Origin of the sequence: Stenotrophomonas sp. GD04145, from assembly GCF_029835135.1 — a bacterium.
Lineage (GTDB): Bacteria > Pseudomonadota > Gammaproteobacteria > Xanthomonadales > Xanthomonadaceae > Stenotrophomonas > Stenotrophomonas maltophilia_P.
In genome coordinates this window covers 49989-67325 of sequence record NZ_JAODZG010000008.1, presented here as the reverse complement: position 1 = coordinate 67325, position 17337 = coordinate 49989, and the positions used below count along the sequence as shown (strand labels likewise).

The following is a 17337-nucleotide window of genomic DNA, read 5'->3' as shown; positions in this document are numbered from 1 at the left end:
CCGCAAACCCACAGCGCCCCGCCTTCGACAGTTGGCCGCGATCTGTCGGAAATACTCTTGGGGTCAGATCCGTTTTCCGCAGGAGAGCGGATCTGACCCCGGAATTTGATTCGATATCCAACAGCTTTCATCCACGCATGGCGTGGATCTGCTGGCCGCCGGCCAACTGTCGAAGGCGGGGTGGGTCCGGTTGCGGGGGCGTGAGCGCCATGGATGGCGCGACCGAGGCTACAGGGACGTATTCACGCCGTCCCCCGCAACCGGACCCACCCCGCCATCCCACGGATAGTCCGCTTTTGACGTTGACGTTGATTCCAGCAGGTGCAGGGCTGCAAGCCCTGCCGCGCCCCACCCATGACTGCAGTCACTTGTGCTGATTGCCCTCCGCTGGCGAAAGTCGAGCAGTTGACGTGATCGGCTTGGCCCGTTGCCGGCCGCACGCGAGTGAGAGAGAGCGCTGTGCAACGACGTGAGTTCCTGGCTTTATCCGGTCTGGGCATGGCCGGCCTGCTGCTGCCGCACGCGCGGTTGATCGCCGCCGAGCAGCTGCTCGAACCGGGCGACATGGCCCGCAGGAAGGTGCTGGCCGAGGCCGCGCTGGCCGCTGCCAAGCGGGCCGGGGCGACCTACTGCGATGTGCGCATCGGCCGCTACCTCAACCAGGCCGTGATCACCCGCGAAGCGCGGGTGCAGAACGTCACCAACAGCGAGTCGTCCGGCATCGGCATCCGGGTCATCGTCAACGGTGCATGGGGCTTCGCCGCCACCCGCGAGCAGACCCCCGCCGCGGTCCTGGCCGCCGTCGGGCAGGCCGCCGCCATCGCACGCGCCAACGCCCCCCTGCAGAGCCGGCCGGTGCAGCTGGCACCGGTCACCGGCGTCGGCGATGTGAGCTGGAAGACCCCGATCCGCAAGAACGCGATGGCGGTGCCGATCCAGGACAAGGTCGACCTGCTGCTGAGCCTGAATGCGGCGGCGATGAACGCCGGTGCCGACTACATCAATTCCACCCTGTTCCTGGTCAACGAACAGAAGTACTTCGCCTCCAGCGACGGCTCGTTCATCGATCAGGACATCCATCGCATCTGGCTGCCCTTCACGGCCACCGCCATCGACAAGGCCACCGGCAAGTTCCGCACCCGCGCCGGTCTGTCCTCGCCGATGGGCATGGGCTACGAGTTCCTCGATGGCGACGCGCGCGGCAAGGTGCAGCTGCCCGGCGGCATCACCGCCTACCGCGACTCCTACGATCCGGTTGAAGATGCGATCGCAGCGGCGCGGCATGCGCGCGAGAAGCTGAAGGCGCCGTCGGTGAAGCCCGGCAAGTACGATCTGGTACTGGATCCCTCCAACCTGTTCCTGACCATCCACGAGAACGTCGGCCATCCGTTGGAGCTGGACCGCGTGCTGGGCTACGAGGCCAACTACGCCGGCACCAGCTTCGCCACCCTGGACAAGCGCGATGCTGGCTTCCGCTGGGGCAGCGACATCGTCAACTTCTTTGCCGACAAGACCCAACCGGGCAGCCTCGGTGCCGTCGGCTATGACGACGAGGGCGTCAAGACGCTGCGCTGGGACCTGGTCCGCGACGGCATCCTGGTCGATTACCAGGCCACGCGCGATGAGGCACACATCCTCGGCCGCAATGCGTCGCATGGCTGCAGCTACGCCGATTCCTGGTCCAGCGTGCAGTTCCAGCGCATGGCCAATGTCTCACTGGCGCCGGGCAAGCAGCCACTGAGCGTGGAGGACATGATCAAGGACGTGGAGAACGGCATCTACATCCACGGCCGTGGTTCCTATTCCATCGACCAGCAGCGCTACAACGCGCAGTTCGGCGGCCAGCTGTACTACCAGATCAAGGACGGAAAGATCGCCGGCATGGTCGAGGACGCGGCCTACCAGATCCGCACGCCGGAGTTCTGGAACGCCTGTACAGCCATCTGCGACGAACGCGACTTCCGCCTTGGCGGCTCGTTCTTCGACGGCAAGGGCCAGCCGGGCCAGGTCTCGGCGGTGTCGCACGGTTCGTCCACCACCCGCTTCAACGGCATCAACATCATCAACACCGCGCGCAGTCTCGGCGCTTGAGCCACCCCATCGTTTATGGAGAGCAGCCTTGCACAGACGTGACTTCCTGGCCCTGACCGGCCTTACCGCGGGCGGCCTGATCGTGCCGTCCTTCTTCGGCAAGGTGATCGCCGCCGAGCAGCTGCAGTCCAGCCTTGACCCCGCGCTGAAGAAGCGCCTGGCCGACGCTGCCCTGCAGGCCGCCCGCAGTGCCGGCGCCACCCACTGCGACGTGCGCATCGGCCGCTATCTGCGGCAGTTCGTGATCACCCGCGAAGACAAGGTGCAGAACGTGGTGAACACCGAGTCCACCGGTGTGGGCATCCGCGTAATCGTCAACGGTGCCTGGGGCTTCGCCGCCACCAACGCGTTGGGTACCGCCGACGTGGCCAGGGCCGCGCAGCAGGCCGCGGCCATCGCCAAGGCCAACGCAGGCGTGCAGAGCGCGCCGGTGCAGCTGGCCAGCACGCCCGGCGTGGGCGAGGTCAGCTGGCGCACGCCGATCCGCAAGAATGCGATGGAGGTGCCGATCAAGGAGAAGGTCGACCTGCTGCTGGACGTCAATGCCGCAGCGATCGGCGCCGGTGCCAGCTTCGTCAATTCGATGCTGTTCCTGGTCAATGAACAGAAGTACTTCGCGTCCACCGATGGCTCCTACATCGACCAGGACGTGCACCGCATCTGGGCACCGATGACCGTCACCGCCATCGACAAGACCAGTGGCAAGTTCCGCACCCGCGAAGGCCTGTCTGCGCCGATGGGCCTGGGCTACGAGTATCTGGACGGCGCCGCCGCCGGCAAGGTCGTCAGCCCCAACGGCGTGGTCAACTACAGTTCCTCCTACGACATGAAGGAGGACGCCATCGCGGCCGCCAAGCAGGCGCAGGAGAAACTGAAGGCGCCGTCGGTGAAGCCGGGCAAGTACGACCTGGTGCTGGACCCGTCGCACACCTGGCTGACCATCCACGAGTCGATCGGCCATCCGCTGGAGCTGGACCGCGTGCTCGGCTACGAGGCCAACTACGCCGGCACCAGCTTCGCCACCCTGGACAAGCGCGAGCAGCGCTTCCAGTACGGCAGCGAGCTGGTGAACGTGTTCGCCGACAAGACCCAGCCGGGCAGCCTCGGCGCGGTCGCGTACGACGATGAAGGCGTGAAGTGCAAGCGCTGGGACCTGATCAGCAACGGCAAGCTGGTCGACTACCAGACCATCCGCGACCAGGCCCACATCCTCGGCAAGACCGAGTCCGATGGCTGCTGCTATGCCGACTCGTGGTCCAGCGTGCAGTTCCAGCGCATGGCCAACGTGTCGATGGCACCGGGAAAGACGCCGCTGAGCGTGCCGGACCTGATCAAGGACGTGGAGAACGGCATCTACATCATCGGCGACGGCTCGTTCTCGATCGACCAGCAGCGCTACAACGCCCAGTTCGGCGGCCAGCTGTTCTACGAGATCAAGAACGGCCAGATCACCCGCATGCTGGAGGACGTGGCCTACCAGATCCGCACGCCGGAGTTCTGGAACGCCTGCACCGCCGTGGCCGACGAACGCGATTACCGCCTGGGCGGCTCGTTCTTCGACGGCAAGGGCCAGCCGGGCCAGGTCTCGGCGGTTTCGCACGGCTCGTCGACCGCACGCTTCAACGGCATCAATGTCATCAACACCGCACGCAGCCTCGGCTGACCGGTCAGGAGCCCTTACACCATGAGTATCTTCACCGAAGCCCAGGCCAAGGCCATCCTCGACAAGGTCATCGCCCTGTCCAAGGCCGATGAATGCACCGCCGTGCTGGCGGGATCGATCGCCGGCAACATCCGTTTCGCCCTGAACAACGTCTCCACCAGCGGCATCGTGGACAACACCGAACTGGCCGTTACCGTGGCCTTCGGCAAGCGCGTGGGCACCGCCTCGATCAACGAGTTCGACGACGCCGCACTGGAACGCGTGGTGCGCCGCGCCGAGGATCTGGCCCGCCTGGCACCGGAGAACCCGGAGTTCATGCCCGCCATCGGCAAGCAGACCTACCGGCCGAGCCCGACCTTCAGCGAGTCCACCGCCGCCATCGATCCGGCATTCCGCGCCAAGGTGGCCGCCGATTCGATCGCGCCCTGCCGTGGCAACGGACTGATTGCCGCAGGCTTCCTTGAAGATGGCCAGGGCTTCTACGCCACTGCCAACAGCAACGGCAACTTCGGTTACCAGCGCACCACCAACTTCGACTACACCTGCACCGTGCGTACCGAGGACGGCCGCGGATCGGGCTGGGTCGGCCGCAACCTGAAGGACGCGGCGGACTTCAAGGCCGACCAGGATGTCCGCATCGCCATGCGCAAGGCCACCGAATCGGCCGAAGCCAAGGCGCTGGAGCCGGGCAAGTACACGGTCATCCTGGAGCCGGCCGCGGCCGCAGGCCTGATCAGCTTCATGATGAATTTCTTCAGTGCGCGCTCGGCCGACGAAGGCCGCAGCTTCCTGTCGAAGAAGGGCGGCGGCAACAAGCTCGGTGAGCAGGTCTACGACCCACGCGTGAACATGTATGCCGATCCGTGGCACCCGGAAGCGCCGGTGCTGCCGTGGGACAACGAGGGCATGCCGCGCGAGCGCCTGGCCATCATCGAGAACGGCAAGGTGGCCAACCTGGACTACTCGCGCTTCTGGGCGCAGAAGCAGGGCAAGACCGCCAAGGCCACGCCGGGCAACCTGCTGATGAGCGGTGGCGAGAAGAGCACCGCCGAGCTGGTGCGTGGCACCCAGAAGGGCATCCTGGTCACCCGCACCTGGTACATCCGCATGGTCGATCCGCAGACCGTGCTGCTGACCGGCCTGACCCGTGACGGCACCTTCTACATCGAGAACGGCCAGATCAAGCACCCGGTGAAGAACTTCCGCTTCAACGAATCGCCGGTGATCATGCTCAACAACATCGAAGAGCTGGGCAAGCCGGTGCGCGTGGCCGGCGACGAGTCGAGCTTCGTGATGATGATCCCGCCGATGAAGCTGCGCGATTTCACCTTCACCTCGTTGTCCGACGCCGTCTGATGGATCGCCGGGCCTGCCTGCGCTGGTTGGCTGCTGCCGCTTCGGCGGCCGCGCTTCCGGCCTGGGCACAGGCAGGCCCGCGCAGTTCGCGCTACGACTTCTGGTTCACCCGCCTGCAGTACGACTCGGGCGACTGGGACGTGGACGCGCGCATGCCGTCCAACCTGATCACTTCGCTGATCGACTACACCTCGCTGCGCGTGGACCCGCAGGAACACGTGGTGGCACTGGCCGACCCACGCATGCTGGAAGCGCCCTTCTGCTACCTGGCCGGGCACACGCTGGTGGAATTCAACGCGGCCGAGCGGCAGAACTTCGTCCGCTACGTGCGCAACGGAGGCTTCGTCTTCGTCGATGACTGCAACCATGACATCGATGGCCTGTTCGCAACCTCCTTCGAGGCGCAGATGGGCCGCCTGTTCGGGCCCAGGGCGCTGCAGAAGCTGCCCAACAGCCACGCGCTGTACCGCAGCTTCTTCCGCTTCCCCGATGGACCACCGGCCACCAGCTTCGAGTTGAACGGCTGGGGCGACGATCTGGTACACGACTATCTGAAGGGCATCGAGGTCGATGGCCGCCTGGGCGTGCTGTACAGCAACAAGGATTATGGCTGCGAGTGGGATTACGACTGGCGCAACAAGCGCTTCCTGGCCGAGGACAACACGCGCTTCGGCGTCAACATCGTGATGTACGCATTGAACAATTGAGTGAGAGCCCCCCCCATGACCCGCCCTGATCTCGATTCCCTGCTGCCGCGCCTGCACGATCTGCGCGCCGCCCTGGCCCGTGCCGTGGTCGGCCAGCACACGGTGGTCGAGCAGCTGCTGATCGGACTGCTGGCCGGCGGCCACTGCCTGCTGGAAGGCGCGCCCGGCCTGGGCAAGACCCTGCTGGTGCGTTCGCTGGGGCAGGCGCTGGAGCTGCAGTTCCGACGCGTGCAGTTCACGCCGGACCTGATGCCCAGCGACATTCTGGGTACCGAGCTGCTGGAGGAAGACCACGGCACCGGCCATCGTCATTTCCGCTTCCAGCAGGGGCCGGTCTTCACCAATCTGCTGCTGGCGGATGAGCTCAACCGCACGCCGCCCAAGACCCAGGCCGCGCTGCTGGAAGCCATGCAGGAACGCACCGTCAGCTATGCCGGCACCACCTATGCGCTGCCCGCGCCGTTCTTCGTGCTGGCCACGCAGAATCCGATCGAACAGGCCGGTACCTATCCGCTGCCGGAGGCCCAGCTGGACCGCTTCCTGCTGCACGTCCTGGTCGATTACCCCAGCGAGGCCGAGGAGCGCCAGATCCTGGAACAGACCACCGGCGGTGCCGGCGCGGCGGTGCCGAAGGTGATGGACGCCGCTGCGGTCATCGCCCTGCAGGCGGCAGTGCGCCAGGTGCACGTCAGCCCCGATGTGCTGGCCTGGATCACGCGGCTGGTGCGTGCCAGCCGACCCGGCCCGGAAGCGCCCGCGGCGATCAACCAGTGGGTGAAGTGGGGTGCGGGACCACGCGCCGGGCAATCGCTGGTGCTCGCGGCCAAGGCGCGCGCGTTGCTGCAGGGCCGCTTCGCCGCCACCCGCGAGGACGTGCAGGCCCTGGCTGCACCGGTGATGCGCCACCGCCTGCTGCTGTCGTTCGCCGCCGAAGCCGAACAGAAGCGCGCCGACGACGTGGTCGCCGCTCTGCTGCACGCCGTGCCGTTCCCCGGGTGATCCACGCGTGAGTGCTGGCACGCTGGTCCTGCCTCCCGAACTGCGAGCGCGCCTGCGCGCGCTGCGGTTGCGGCCACGTCTGGCCAGCGGCGCGAGCGGCATCGGCCAGCACGCGAGCCGCAGTCGTGGCGCCGGCCTGGAATTCGCCCAGTACCGCGCCTACGAACCCGGCGATGAACTGCGCCAGATCGACTGGAAACTGTACGCGCGCTCGGACCGCTTCTTCGTGCGCGAGTCGGAGCGCGAAAGCCCGATCACGGTATGGCTGCTGCTCGATGCCACCGCATCGGCCGGCCAGTCCGACCGTGGGGCGCCGGCACGCAGCCGCCTGGATCACATGCGCATGCTGGCCGCCTGTGTCTGCGAGCTGGCACTGCAGCAGGGCGATCATTTCGGCCTGCTGACCGTCACCGGCGACGGCCTGCAGCTGGTACCCGCAGCGCAGGGCGCACGCCAGCGCGACCGCGTGCACCTGCAACTGCGTGCCCTGCAGCCACGAGGCGGCTGGCCCGCCCGTGACACGCTGCGCCCGCTGTGGGAGCGCGTTCGCCCGGGCGACCTGCTGCTGGCCATCGGCGATGGCTTTGATGACGCCGGCATCGTGCTGCTGGAGCAGCTGGCCAGTGCACGCCGCGAGGTACTGCTGCTGCAGGTGCTGACCGCCGACGAGCGCGACTTCCCGTTCGATGCCGGCCATCGGTTCCGCGACCCTGAAACCGGCGAGGAACTGCTCGGCGATGGCGCGGCGATCCGCGCCGACTACCTGCAGCGTTTCACCGCTGCACACACAGCACTGCACCTGCGGCTGCAGGCCAGTGGCATCGCCAGTACCACCGGCTGGCTCGATCAACCGGTGGACCAGCCGCTGCAGGCGCTGTTCGGCCGCGGGGGCGGCGCGTGAGCCTGCTGTTTCCGCTCGGGCTGGCCGCACTGGCGGCGTGGCTGCTGCCGCTGCTGATCCATCTCGCGCGTCGCCATCCCTACACGCCGCTGGACTTCGCCGCGCTGCGCTGGCTGCGTGCACGGATCCGCCCGCGCCAGCGCATCCGCTTCGATGACTGGCCGCTGCTGCTGGCGCGGTTGCTGCTGCTTGCCGCGCTGGCCGTGCTGCTGGCGCGGCCGGCATTGACCGGACCGGCGCCGGCTACCGGCGCATGGACGGTCGTCGCACCCGGTCTGGATGCGACCGCGCTGCATGCCGGCGCTCCTGCCGGCGACGACAACTGGCGCTGGCTTGCGCCCGGATTCCCCACCATCGACCAGCCACCACCGGCCACGGATGTGGCCCTGCCCAGCCTGCTGCGCGAACTGGATGCGCAGCTGCCGGCCGGCACCGCGCTGACCGTGCACGTGCCCGATCCGCTGCCCGGCCTCGACGGCATGCGCCTGCAGCTCTCGCGGGCGGTGCAATGGCAGACACATCCCCGTGCGACCGCCGCAACGGCCGCGCCCACCCCGCTGCCGCAACTGCGAATGCACGCTGATGCCCCGGCCGCGGCACATCGCTGGCTGGCTGCGCTGCAGCGCGCATGGGGCACCCGATCACCCGCGCCCGCCTTGCCTGCGGATGCGCTGCCCGCTTCGGGTGAAGTCGGTGTCTGGAGCCGCGCCGATGCGCTGCCCGCTCACTGGCAGGCATGGCTGCAGGACGGTGGCAGCGTGCTGACCGCCGCCCGGCCAGCAGCGGATGCACGCGCGCTGCTGCGCGACGCCGAAGGCGCCACGCTGCTGTGGCAGCAGCGCGTTGGCCACGGCCGCCTGCTGTTCCTGCCCGGCGAATGGAACGCCGCAGGCAATGCCGCGCTGCGCGATGCCCGCCTGCCGCACACCCTGCTGCAGGCGTTGCAACCCGCGCCGCCGCCGCGCTCAGGCGATGCGCAGGATCACGCACCGCGCCAGGTCGCCCTGCCAGCTGCCACGCCTGCCGTGCGTGAGCCCACCGCCTGGCTGCTGCTGGCCATCGTGTTGTTGTTTGCACTGGAGCGCTGGATGGCCAGCAGCGCGCGGCGGAGGCTGCCCGCATGACGATGCTGCAACGCGCCTGGCAGCGCGCACGGCGCCGTAGCGGCGCCATCACTCTGCTGCTGGGACTGCCGTGGGCGCTGGCCGCGACCACGCTTGCACTGCGCCTGGGCGGTTTCGATATCGCCTGCATCGTTGCGACGGCCACTCTGCTCGCCTGCACGGTGCTGGCCACGGTCCGTGCCCGCCGCCTGGATCGCCGCTGGGTGCAGCGCCGGCTTGACGGCAGCGGGGCCAGCGAAGACAGCGCCGACCTCCTGTTCGCCGATCCTGCCGCACTCAATCCGCTGCAGCAGCGCCAGCGCGACCATGTGCAGGCCGCGCTCGAACGCGCCATGCCGGAACTGCGTCCGCGCTGGCCGCGCGGCGCGTTGCTGCTGTGCTGGGTCGGGGGGATCGCCGTCGCACTGCTTGCGTTGGGCTGGCCACGGTCCGGTCCGTCCATGCCGGGCGTGTCCTCGTCGCGCCCCGCTGCCCCGGCAGTTGCGGGCCCGTTGCAGCTGCAGTCCACCCGCCTGCGCATCGAGGCTCCGGCCTATACGGGTCAACCACCCCGTAACCAGAACGCACTCGATGCCAAGGTCGCCGCCGACAGCCGCTTGTCCTGGTCGCTGCGCTTTGATCGTGCGCCTCGCAGCGCATGGCTGCAGTTCCACGATGGCCGGCGCGTGCCGCTGAGCGAGCGCGACGGCCACTGGCAGGCGCAGGATGTGGCCCGTGCACCGGTGCTGTACCGCGTGGTCAGCGAACCGGCACTGGCCACGACACGCCTGTATCGCCTGGACGTGGTGGCGGACCGTGCCCCGACCGTACGCGTGCTGGAGCCCGCTGCCAGCCTGGTACTGGGCACGCCCGGGCAGCGCCAGTGGGCACTGCGCTTCGAGGCCAGCGACGATCACGGCGTGGCCACGCAGGCCCGCCTGTCGATCACCCTCACCCAGGGCAGCGGCGAGAACATCACCTTCGTCCAGCGCAGCGTGACGCTCACCGGCAGTGGCGAAGCAACGGCGCGACGGTTCGCTCACACGCTGGATCTGGGCGCACTGGGAGCGCAGCCCGGCAACGATGTGATCGCCCAGCTGGAAGTGCGCGACAACCATGCCCCGACACCCCAGACCGGCCGCAGCAGCAGCGTGATCCTGCGCCTGCCCAGCAGCGAGGCGGTGCTGGGCGCCGAGCTGGAAGGCCGCATCAAGAAGACCCTGCCGGCCTACTTCCGCAGCCAACGGCAGATCATCCTCGATGCGGAGGCGTTGATCCGCCAGCGGCGCAGCCTGGCCGCCGATGACTTCGTCAAGCGCAGCGACGCCATCGGCGTCGACCAGCGCATCCTGCGCCTGCGCTACGGCCAGTTCCTTGGCGAAGAGAGCGAAGGCGCACCGAAGCCGCCGCCAACCAGCGATCTGCCGACCAGTGACACCCCTCCCGCAGACGATCATGACGACGATCACGACCATGATCACGACCACGCGGCGCAGCCGCAGGCCGGCGACCACGACGCGCATGGCCACGACCACGGCGGCAACGCAGGCAACGCCGAGACGCCACCGGTGTTCGGCAGCGCCACGGACGTGCTGACCGAGTATGGCCACACGCACGACCACGCCGAGGCGGCGACCCTGCTCGATCCGCAGACCCGCGCGACGTTGAAGGCGGCACTCGACCAGATGTGGGCCTCCGAAGGCGAGCTGCGCCAGGGGCGCCCGGAGCAGGCGCTGCCGTACGCCTACAAGGCACTGGGATTCATCAAGCAGGTTCAGCAGGCCGAACGCATCTACCTGGCCCGCGTCGGCCCGGAACTACCGCCCATCGATGAGGGCCGGCGCCTGGGCGGTGACCGCGCCGGGCTGGCCAGCCGACAGCTGCCACTGACGGCACGCACGGCACCGGACCCGGCCATCGTCGAGGCCTGGCAGCGACTGGGCGACGGCGACGGCACGCCGGATCTGGACGCGCTGGCGGGCTGGCAGCAGCGCAATGCGGCCTACCTGCCCGATGCGCTCGACCTGGCGGCCGCCATCGAACAGCTGCGCATCGAACCGGGCTGTGCCGACTGCCGGCAGCGCCTGCGGGCACAGCTGTGGAGGGCGCTGCAGCGCCCCGTGCCGCAGGCCACACGTCGCAGCGCGGCCGATGCGATGGGGCAGCGATACCTGGATGCACTGGAGGCGCAGCCATGAACCTGTCGGCACCGGCTCTGTGGATCGCGCTTGTCCTGCTGCTGATCGTACTCGTCGCCAGCGCGCGCCAGCTGCGCGCACCGGTGCGACCGCGTGGCCCGCTGTTGGCCGTGCTCGGCCTGCAGGTCATCGCCGCTGCACTGCTGTACGCATGCCTGCTGCCGCCCGCACGGCAGCAGCCCGCTGCGGGCCTGGTGGTGCTGGGTGCCGATGCCGGAAGGGCCAGCGCGCAGCCGGCAAGCGAGGGACCGCTCCTCCTGTTGCCCGAAGCCGCCCAGGTGCCGGGCGCGACGCGTGTGCCGGACCTGGCGACGGCGCTGCGCCAGCATCCCTCGACGCGGCTGACCCTGGTCGGCGCCGGCCTGGAGGCACGCGACCGCGACGCCACGCTGCCCGCGCAGGTCCATTGGCAGGCACCGCCCGCCCCTCGCGGCTGGACCGCGCTGCAGCTGCCCGCGGATGTCGCCCCTGGCGCGCGCTTCGACGTGCAGGCGCAGGCCCGCGGCGTCCCCCGCGCACAGGCTGAGCTGCTGGACCCGGCTGACACGGTCATCGACCGCGCCCCGCTGACCGAGGACGGACGGGTACGACTGAGTGGCGTGGCCCGTGCCGAAGGCCGCAGCGTGTTCCGCCTGCGCCTGCTGGATGGCGAAGGCCATGTCGTCGATACCGTTCCGGTACCCCAGCAGACCCTGCCGGCCACGCGGGTCCGCCTGCAGATCCGCGCCGGCACGCCGGGACCCGAACTGAAATACCTGCGACGCTGGGCCACCGATGCCGGCATCGACGTGCAGATGCAGGCCGACACCGGCGCCGGCCTCAGCATCAGCGAAGGTCAGGTCGGTCTGGACGCGGCATCGTTGGCACGCACCGACCTGCTGCTGCTGGACGAGCGCAGCCTGGCCACGCTGGGGAGTGGCCAGCTCGCAGCGGTGCGCCAGGCCATCCACGAGGGCCTGGGTGTGCTGGTCCGCAGTGCCGGCGTGCCATCGGCCGGTGCGCGGCAACGCCTGCGTGAGCTCGGCCTGCCCGTGCAGGGCGATGGCGCCAGCCGGAGCGTCACGCTGCCCGGCGATGGTGACAGCGCGATGCTGGCAGCCCGACGCGGTCCGCTGGCGTCGGGCACGCTGCCCACCCGCGATGGCGAAGAGGCTGATCGTGATTCGCATGCCGCCGCGCTGCCCACCCTGGAACAGCTTGCGCTGCAGGTGCCTGCCACCACCGCACTGCTGCACGACCGCAGCGGCGCTGCCATCGGAGGCTGGCGCGATGCCGGCAAGGGCCGCATCGGCCTGCTGCCGCTGACCGACACGTGGCGCTGGGTGCTGGCCGGCCGCGACGATCGCCATGGCGAGCTGTGGAGCGATGTGGTCGGCACCCTGGCGCGCGCGCAGGGCGGCAGCACCGCGCCGTGGTCGCCGCAGCCGATCGCGTGGGCCGGGGAACGACAGGCCCTGTGCGATGTGCAGGCGCCGTTGCAGGTGTTCGACACACGGGGCGCGTCGGTGGCGCTGATCGTGGACGGCGGCACCGGCAGCGCACGCTGTGCCGGCTGGTGGCCACGCGAGGCCGGTTGGCACCGGCTGCAGCAGGGCGAGCGCTCCTACTGGCGCTATGTGTTCGACAGGACGGATGCGGCGGCGCTGCACCGGCAGGGAATGATCGATGCGACGGCGCAGGCCCTGGCCACCTCCGCACCGGTCAAGGCACAGGCGACACAGCCCGTGCCGGGATCACGCTGGCCATGGTGGCTGGCCTTCGTGCTGTGTGCGTCGCTGCTGTGGTGGCTGGAACGGCGGCCGCCCGGCGTTGCCCGTACGGCATAGCTTCCCCCCATCCTTCGCTCACTTCAGCGGCGGTGCACCACCGCAACCCTCCTGCTGCGCACAGAACTGCAGCGCGCGACGCTGCTGTTCCGCGCTCAGTTCCGGCGGTGGCCGGGCGATGGCGGACTGGATCTGATCCGGCCCCCCGGTGATCTTGTTCAAGCCCTTGCCCGCCGCCAGCAAGCCCTTGACCACGCCCATCATCACGTAGCCGCCGGCCATGCTCACCTGCTCGGGCGTCGGCGGTTCACTCCAGTTGCGGCTGAAGCGGTTGTTCTCGATCTTCACCGGGTTCCTGAAGCGGTACAGATCCAGTGGCTGATCGTCTTCAGGCTTCAGCGCGCGCACTTCGCCGAGGGTGGTGACGTTGCCCTGCGCGGGCGTGCCCTCGGTGGTCGCGACAGGCTCCGGCGGTGCGGCGACGGTCTGCCCGGGTTCGGGCACCACCGACACGGGTGACGGCGCCTGCTGCGCCTGCGCGGTACCGGCCAGCACCAGGCCGGCCAGAAGTGCTCCCTGCGTTGCTCGTCGTGCCACCCCTACCGCCCCTGTTGGTTGCGTCCTTCGCCTGAGGATACGGATGGCGGCTTCAGATTTCGTTGGAACGGCGCGCGCTGTTCAGCCCGCGCTGAAGTGGACTGCACGTCTGCGCCCGCGAGGTGCACCTGTCATTGTTCGAGGCGGGCCAGCCCGTTGTTCCGGCGCACGCGGCAGGCGTTTCACTGGATTCGACGTCCGGCTGCCGCCCGCGCACTGAACGGTTCACTCCGTCCCGCTGCGGGGTCTCACATCCTGAGACCCATCTGTGGTGCCATGTGCCCCCCTGGAATCCGTGCACCCATGGCCTACGAACTCGCCAAGCGCACCGCCGACGCGGAGCAGCAACTCGCGACCCGCGACGGTCTGCCCGCCCGCGACGGTGCCCTGCTCAGCGCGCGCCTGCAGCGCCGCTACCACGACCGCATCACCGGCAGCTTTGCCATCCCCGGCCGCGAGGGCCGATATGCGCCCATTCCGGAATCGGTACCGCCGGCCCTTGCCGCCGCATTGAAGGCACGTGGCATCGAACAGCTGTACAGCCACCAGGCCGAGGCCTGGGAGGCCAGCCAGCGCGGCGAGCATGTGGCCATCGTTACCCCGACCGCCAGCGGCAAGTCGCTGTGCTACACCCTGCCGGTGGTCAGCGCGGCCATGCAGGACAACGCCAAGGCGCTGTACCTGTTCCCCACCAAGGCGCTGGCGCAGGACCAGGTGGCCGAACTGCTGGAGCTCAACCGCGCCGGCGATCTCGGGGTGAAGGCGTTCACCTTCGATGGCGACACGCCCGGGGACGCACGGCAGGCGATCCGCCTGCATGGCGACATCGTGGTATCCAATCCCGACATGCTGCACCAGGCGATCCTGCCGCATCACACCAAGTGGGCGCAGTTCTTCGAGAACCTGCGCTACATCGTCATCGACGAAGTGCATACCTACCGCGGCGTGTTCGGCAGCCATGTCACCAACGTACTGCGCCGGCTCAAGCGCATCTGTGCGTTCTATGGCGTGCAACCCCAGTTCATCCTGTGCTCGGCCACCATCGGCAATCCGCAGGCCCATGCCGAGGCCCTGATCGAAGCACCGGTCACCGCCATCACCGAGTCCGGTGCGCCCAGCGGACCGAAGCAGGTGCTGTTGTGGAACCCGCCGGTCATCAACCCGGACCTGGGCCTGCGTGCATCGGCGCGTTCGCAGAGCAACCGCATCGCCCGCATCGCGATCAAGTCCGGCCTCAAGACCCTGGTGTTCGCGCAGACGCGGCTGATGGTCGAAGTGCTCACCAAGTACCTGAAGGACATCTTCGACCACGATCCGCGCAAGCCACCGCGCATCCGCGCCTATCGCGGCGGTTACCTGCCCACCGAGCGTCGCGAGACCGAACGCGCCATGCGCGCGGGCAGCATCGATGGCATCGTCAGCACCTCGGCGCTGGAGCTGGGCGTGGATATCGGCAGCCTGGACGTGGTGATCCTCAACGGCTATCCGGGCAGCGTGGCCGCCACCTGGCAGCGTTTCGGCCGCGCCGGACGCCGCCAGCAGCCCGCGCTGGGCGTGATGGTGGCCAGTTCGCAGCCGCTGGACCAGTACGTGGTACGCCATCCGGACTTCTTCGCCGAAGCCTCGCCCGAACATGCGCGCATCGCCCCGGACCAGCCACTGATCCTGTTCGACCACATCCGCTGCGCGGCCTTCGAGCTGCCGTTCCGGGTCGGCGATGGCTTCGGCCCGATCGATCCGGAGGTGTTCCTGGAAGCCCTGGCCGAGACCGACGTGGTCCATCGCGAGGGCGAGCGCTGGGAGTGGATCGCCGACAGCTATCCGGCCAACGCGGTGAGCCTGCGCGCGGTGGCCGACGGCAACTTCGTGGTGGTCGACCGCAGCGACGGCCGCCAGCAGATCATCGCCGAGGTCGATTACTCCGCCGCCGCGCTGACCCTGTACGAGGGCGCCATCCACATGGTGCAGTCCACGCCGTACCAGGTGGAGACGCTGGACTGGGAGGGGCGCAAGGCCTACGTCACCCGCACCCACGTGGACTACTACACCGACAGCATCGACTTCACCAAGCTCAAGGTGCTGGATCGTTTCGACGGCGGCGTGGCCGGGCGCGGCGATTCGCACCACGGCGAGGTGCACGTGGTGCGCCGCGTGGCCGGCTACAAGAAGATCCGGTACTACACCCACGAGAACATCGGCTACGGCCCGGTCAACCTGCCCGACCAGGAACTGCACACCACTGCAGTGTGGTGGCAGCTCCCGCAGGCGCTGTTGCTGCGTGCGTTCGCCAGCCGGCAGGACGCGCTGGATGGCTTCCTGGGTGCCGCCTACGCGCTGCACATCGTCGCTACGGTAGCGGTGATGGCCGACGCACGCGATCTGCAGAAGTCGGTCGGCAATGGCGACGGTGCATGGTTCGCGGTCGCCGACCAGAGCGGCCGCGGCCAGCTGCGCGGCAGCGATGGCGATCCGGGCGCGGTCGAGCTGCTGCAGGTGTTCGTGCCGACCGTGTACCTGTACGACAACTTCCCGGGTGGCGTCGGCCTGAGTGAACCCCTGTGGCAGCGCCAGGCGGAGCTGGTGCAGCGCGCGCGCGAACTCGTGCAGCGCTGCGACTGCACGGCGGGCTGTCCGGCCTGCGTCGGCCCGGTACTGGCGGCGCAGGAGGAGGACGAGACCTCGCCGCGCGCACTGGCATTGCGCGTGCTGGACCTGTTCGATGCCGACGCCTGCCAGCACGTGCCCGATGCGGTGCCCGCCACCCGTGGCGCCGTGGAGCTGCTGGCACCGTGAGCCTGAGCCTGGACAAGCTGCGTCTGCTGCGGAAGCAGGCGGGCGACCCGAAGGCCGGGCCGCCGGCTGTCACGGCGGCGGCGCCCGCAGCGGTCGTCCCGGCAGCGGCCAATGATGCACGGCAGCCACCGGCCGAACGCTCGGTATTCGCCTGGGTTGAACAGGAGATCCGCCACAAGCCGACCGGCCCGGCCGTCATGACACCCGCCCCCACCACGCCACCGTTGCGGCAGCCCCACGTCGGCAGCCTGCATCGCCTGCTGGGATTGCGCACACGCGGCAGCGCAGCGCCCCTGCACGCGACCGCACAGGACCGGCGGCTGCCCGGCGAGGAGATCGCGCCAGGCCTGTTCCTGATCGAATCCCTGCAGCCGCAGCCGGTTCCGAAGGTTCCCCTGTCGCTGGCGTTCGCCCAGCGCGAGAACGAGCACGTGGCCGCGCACGACCTGCTGTTCTTCGATACCGAGACCACCGGGCTGGCCGGCGGCACCGGTACCCGCGCCTTCATGATCGGTGCTGCCGACTGGTACACCTGCCCGCAGCGCGGCGAAGGCCTGCGCATCCGCCAGCTGCTGATATCGACGATGGCTGCCGAAGAGGCGATGCTGGCCACCTTCGCCGGCTGGCTGCAGCCCTCCACGGTGTTCTGCAGCTACAACGGCCGCAGCTACGATGCGCCCCTGCTGAAGGCGCGCTACCGGCTGGCGCGCCAGCGCGACCCGATCAGTGCCCTGGACCATGTCGACCTGCTGTATCCCACCCGCCGCCGCTATCGCGGCACCTGGGAGAACTGCAGGCTGTCCACCATCGAGCGCCAGCTTCTGCGCGTGATCCGCGAAGACGATCTGCCGGGATCGGAGGCACCGGGCGCGTGGCTGCGGTTCCTGCGCGGCGGCGACGCGGTGAACCTGCGCCGGGTGGCCGATCACAATCACCAGGACGTGGTGACCCTGGCCCTGCTGCTGCAGCGGCTGGTCCGCGAGGAAGCACAGGAGCGCGAACTGCTCGCCCTGCAGGCGCCACCCGGCATGGCCTGAGCCGGGTCCTGTGTGTTCGCGGACGGTGTGACTTTATGACTGAATGCGATGGGGTTGGCAGAATGATGCCCTGCCGCTGGACCCCCAGGCGGCCCCGCCGGAGACTGGCGCGGCTCACGACACGGA

At 69.0% G+C, this 17337-nt stretch carries 12 protein-coding genes; 11 read left to right on the top strand and 1 reads right to left on the bottom strand.

The features are described 5' to 3' along the window. The first annotated feature begins 459 nt into the window (after positions 1–459). From N7367_RS06655 to N7367_RS06615, 9 genes are read left to right on the top strand one after another with little or no spacing between them, the layout of a single operon-like run. On the top strand, positions 460–2091 hold the full coding sequence (locus tag N7367_RS06655; protein WP_279942028.1) for a TldD/PmbA family protein: 1632 nt from the start codon (positions 460–462) through the stop codon (positions 2089–2091). Between the two features lie 28 nt (positions 2092–2119). Beyond that, complete coding sequence (locus tag N7367_RS06650; RefSeq protein WP_279942027.1) at positions 2120–3754, top strand: TldD/PmbA family protein; 1635 nt, start codon at positions 2120–2122, stop codon at positions 3752–3754. A gap of 21 nt (positions 3755–3775) precedes the next feature. After that, on the top strand, positions 3776–5110 hold the full coding sequence (locus N7367_RS06645; protein WP_053515946.1) for a TldD/PmbA family protein: 1335 nt from the start codon (positions 3776–3778) through the stop codon (positions 5108–5110). Further along, positions 5110–5817, top strand: a complete 708-nt coding sequence (locus tag N7367_RS06640) for a DUF4159 domain-containing protein (RefSeq protein ID WP_065174125.1) — start codon at positions 5110–5112, stop codon at positions 5815–5817. Before N7367_RS06645 ends, N7367_RS06640 begins: the two co-directional genes overlap by 1 nt. Positions 5818–5832: 15 nt before the next feature. After that, positions 5833–6816 carry a MoxR family ATPase gene (locus N7367_RS06635; protein ID WP_279942026.1) on the top strand — a complete coding sequence of 328 codons (984 nt, stop codon included), beginning with the start codon at positions 5833–5835 and terminating at the stop codon, positions 6814–6816. A 7-nt stretch (positions 6817–6823) separates the two neighbouring features. Next, on the top strand, positions 6824–7717 hold the full coding sequence (locus tag N7367_RS06630) for a DUF58 domain-containing protein (protein WP_279942025.1): 894 nt from the start codon (positions 6824–6826) through the stop codon (positions 7715–7717). Continuing rightward, complete coding sequence (locus N7367_RS06625; protein ID WP_279942024.1) at positions 7714–8841, top strand: BatA domain-containing protein; 1128 nt, start codon at positions 7714–7716, stop codon at positions 8839–8841. The genes N7367_RS06630 and N7367_RS06625 overlap by 4 nt, the downstream gene beginning before the upstream one ends. Next, positions 8838–11018, top strand: coding sequence for a hypothetical protein (locus N7367_RS06620; protein WP_279942023.1), 2181 nt, complete (start codon positions 8838–8840; stop codon positions 11016–11018). Before N7367_RS06625 ends, N7367_RS06620 begins: the two co-directional genes overlap by 4 nt. Beyond that, positions 11015–12844, top strand: a complete 1830-nt coding sequence (locus N7367_RS06615) for a hypothetical protein (RefSeq protein ID WP_279942022.1) — start codon at positions 11015–11017, stop codon at positions 12842–12844. Before N7367_RS06620 ends, N7367_RS06615 begins: the two co-directional genes overlap by 4 nt. Positions 12845–12862: 18 nt before the next feature. On the opposite strand, the gene N7367_RS06610 is transcribed toward N7367_RS06615, so the two are convergent. Next, entirely contained in the window at positions 12863–13381 is a 519-nt protein-coding gene (locus N7367_RS06610) for a hypothetical protein (protein WP_279942021.1), read from the bottom strand. A gap of 303 nt (positions 13382–13684) precedes the next feature. Here N7367_RS06610 and N7367_RS06605 point away from each other — a divergent pair, with 303 nt between their 5' ends. After that, the gene (locus N7367_RS06605; RefSeq protein ID WP_065182089.1) at positions 13685–16174 is read left to right on the top strand and encodes a DEAD/DEAH box helicase; all 2490 of its coding nucleotides are present in this window, start codon (positions 13685–13687) and stop codon (positions 16172–16174) included. Continuing rightward, a complete protein-coding gene (locus tag N7367_RS06600; protein WP_279942020.1) occupies positions 16171–17211 on the top strand; it encodes a ribonuclease H-like domain-containing protein in 1041 nt (346 codons plus the stop codon). The genes N7367_RS06605 and N7367_RS06600 overlap by 4 nt, the downstream gene beginning before the upstream one ends. The last annotated feature ends 126 nt before the right edge of the window (positions 17212–17337 follow it).

Coding starts and splice junctions, on each gene's coding strand:
- N7367_RS06645 (WP_053515946.1), top strand. CDS start 3,776: ATGAGTATCTTCACCGAAGCCCAGGCCAAGGCCATCCTCGACAAGGTC.
- N7367_RS06640 (WP_065174125.1), top strand. CDS start 5,110: ATGGATCGCCGGGCCTGCCTGCGCTGGTTGGCTGCTGCCGCTTCGGCG.
- N7367_RS06635 (WP_279942026.1), top strand. CDS start 5,833: ATGACCCGCCCTGATCTCGATTCCCTGCTGCCGCGCCTGCACGATCTG.
- N7367_RS06620 (WP_279942023.1), top strand. CDS start 8,838: ATGACGATGCTGCAACGCGCCTGGCAGCGCGCACGGCGCCGTAGCGGC.
- N7367_RS06615 (WP_279942022.1), top strand. CDS start 11,015: ATGAACCTGTCGGCACCGGCTCTGTGGATCGCGCTTGTCCTGCTGCTG.
- N7367_RS06605 (WP_065182089.1), top strand. CDS start 13,685: ATGGCCTACGAACTCGCCAAGCGCACCGCCGACGCGGAGCAGCAACTC.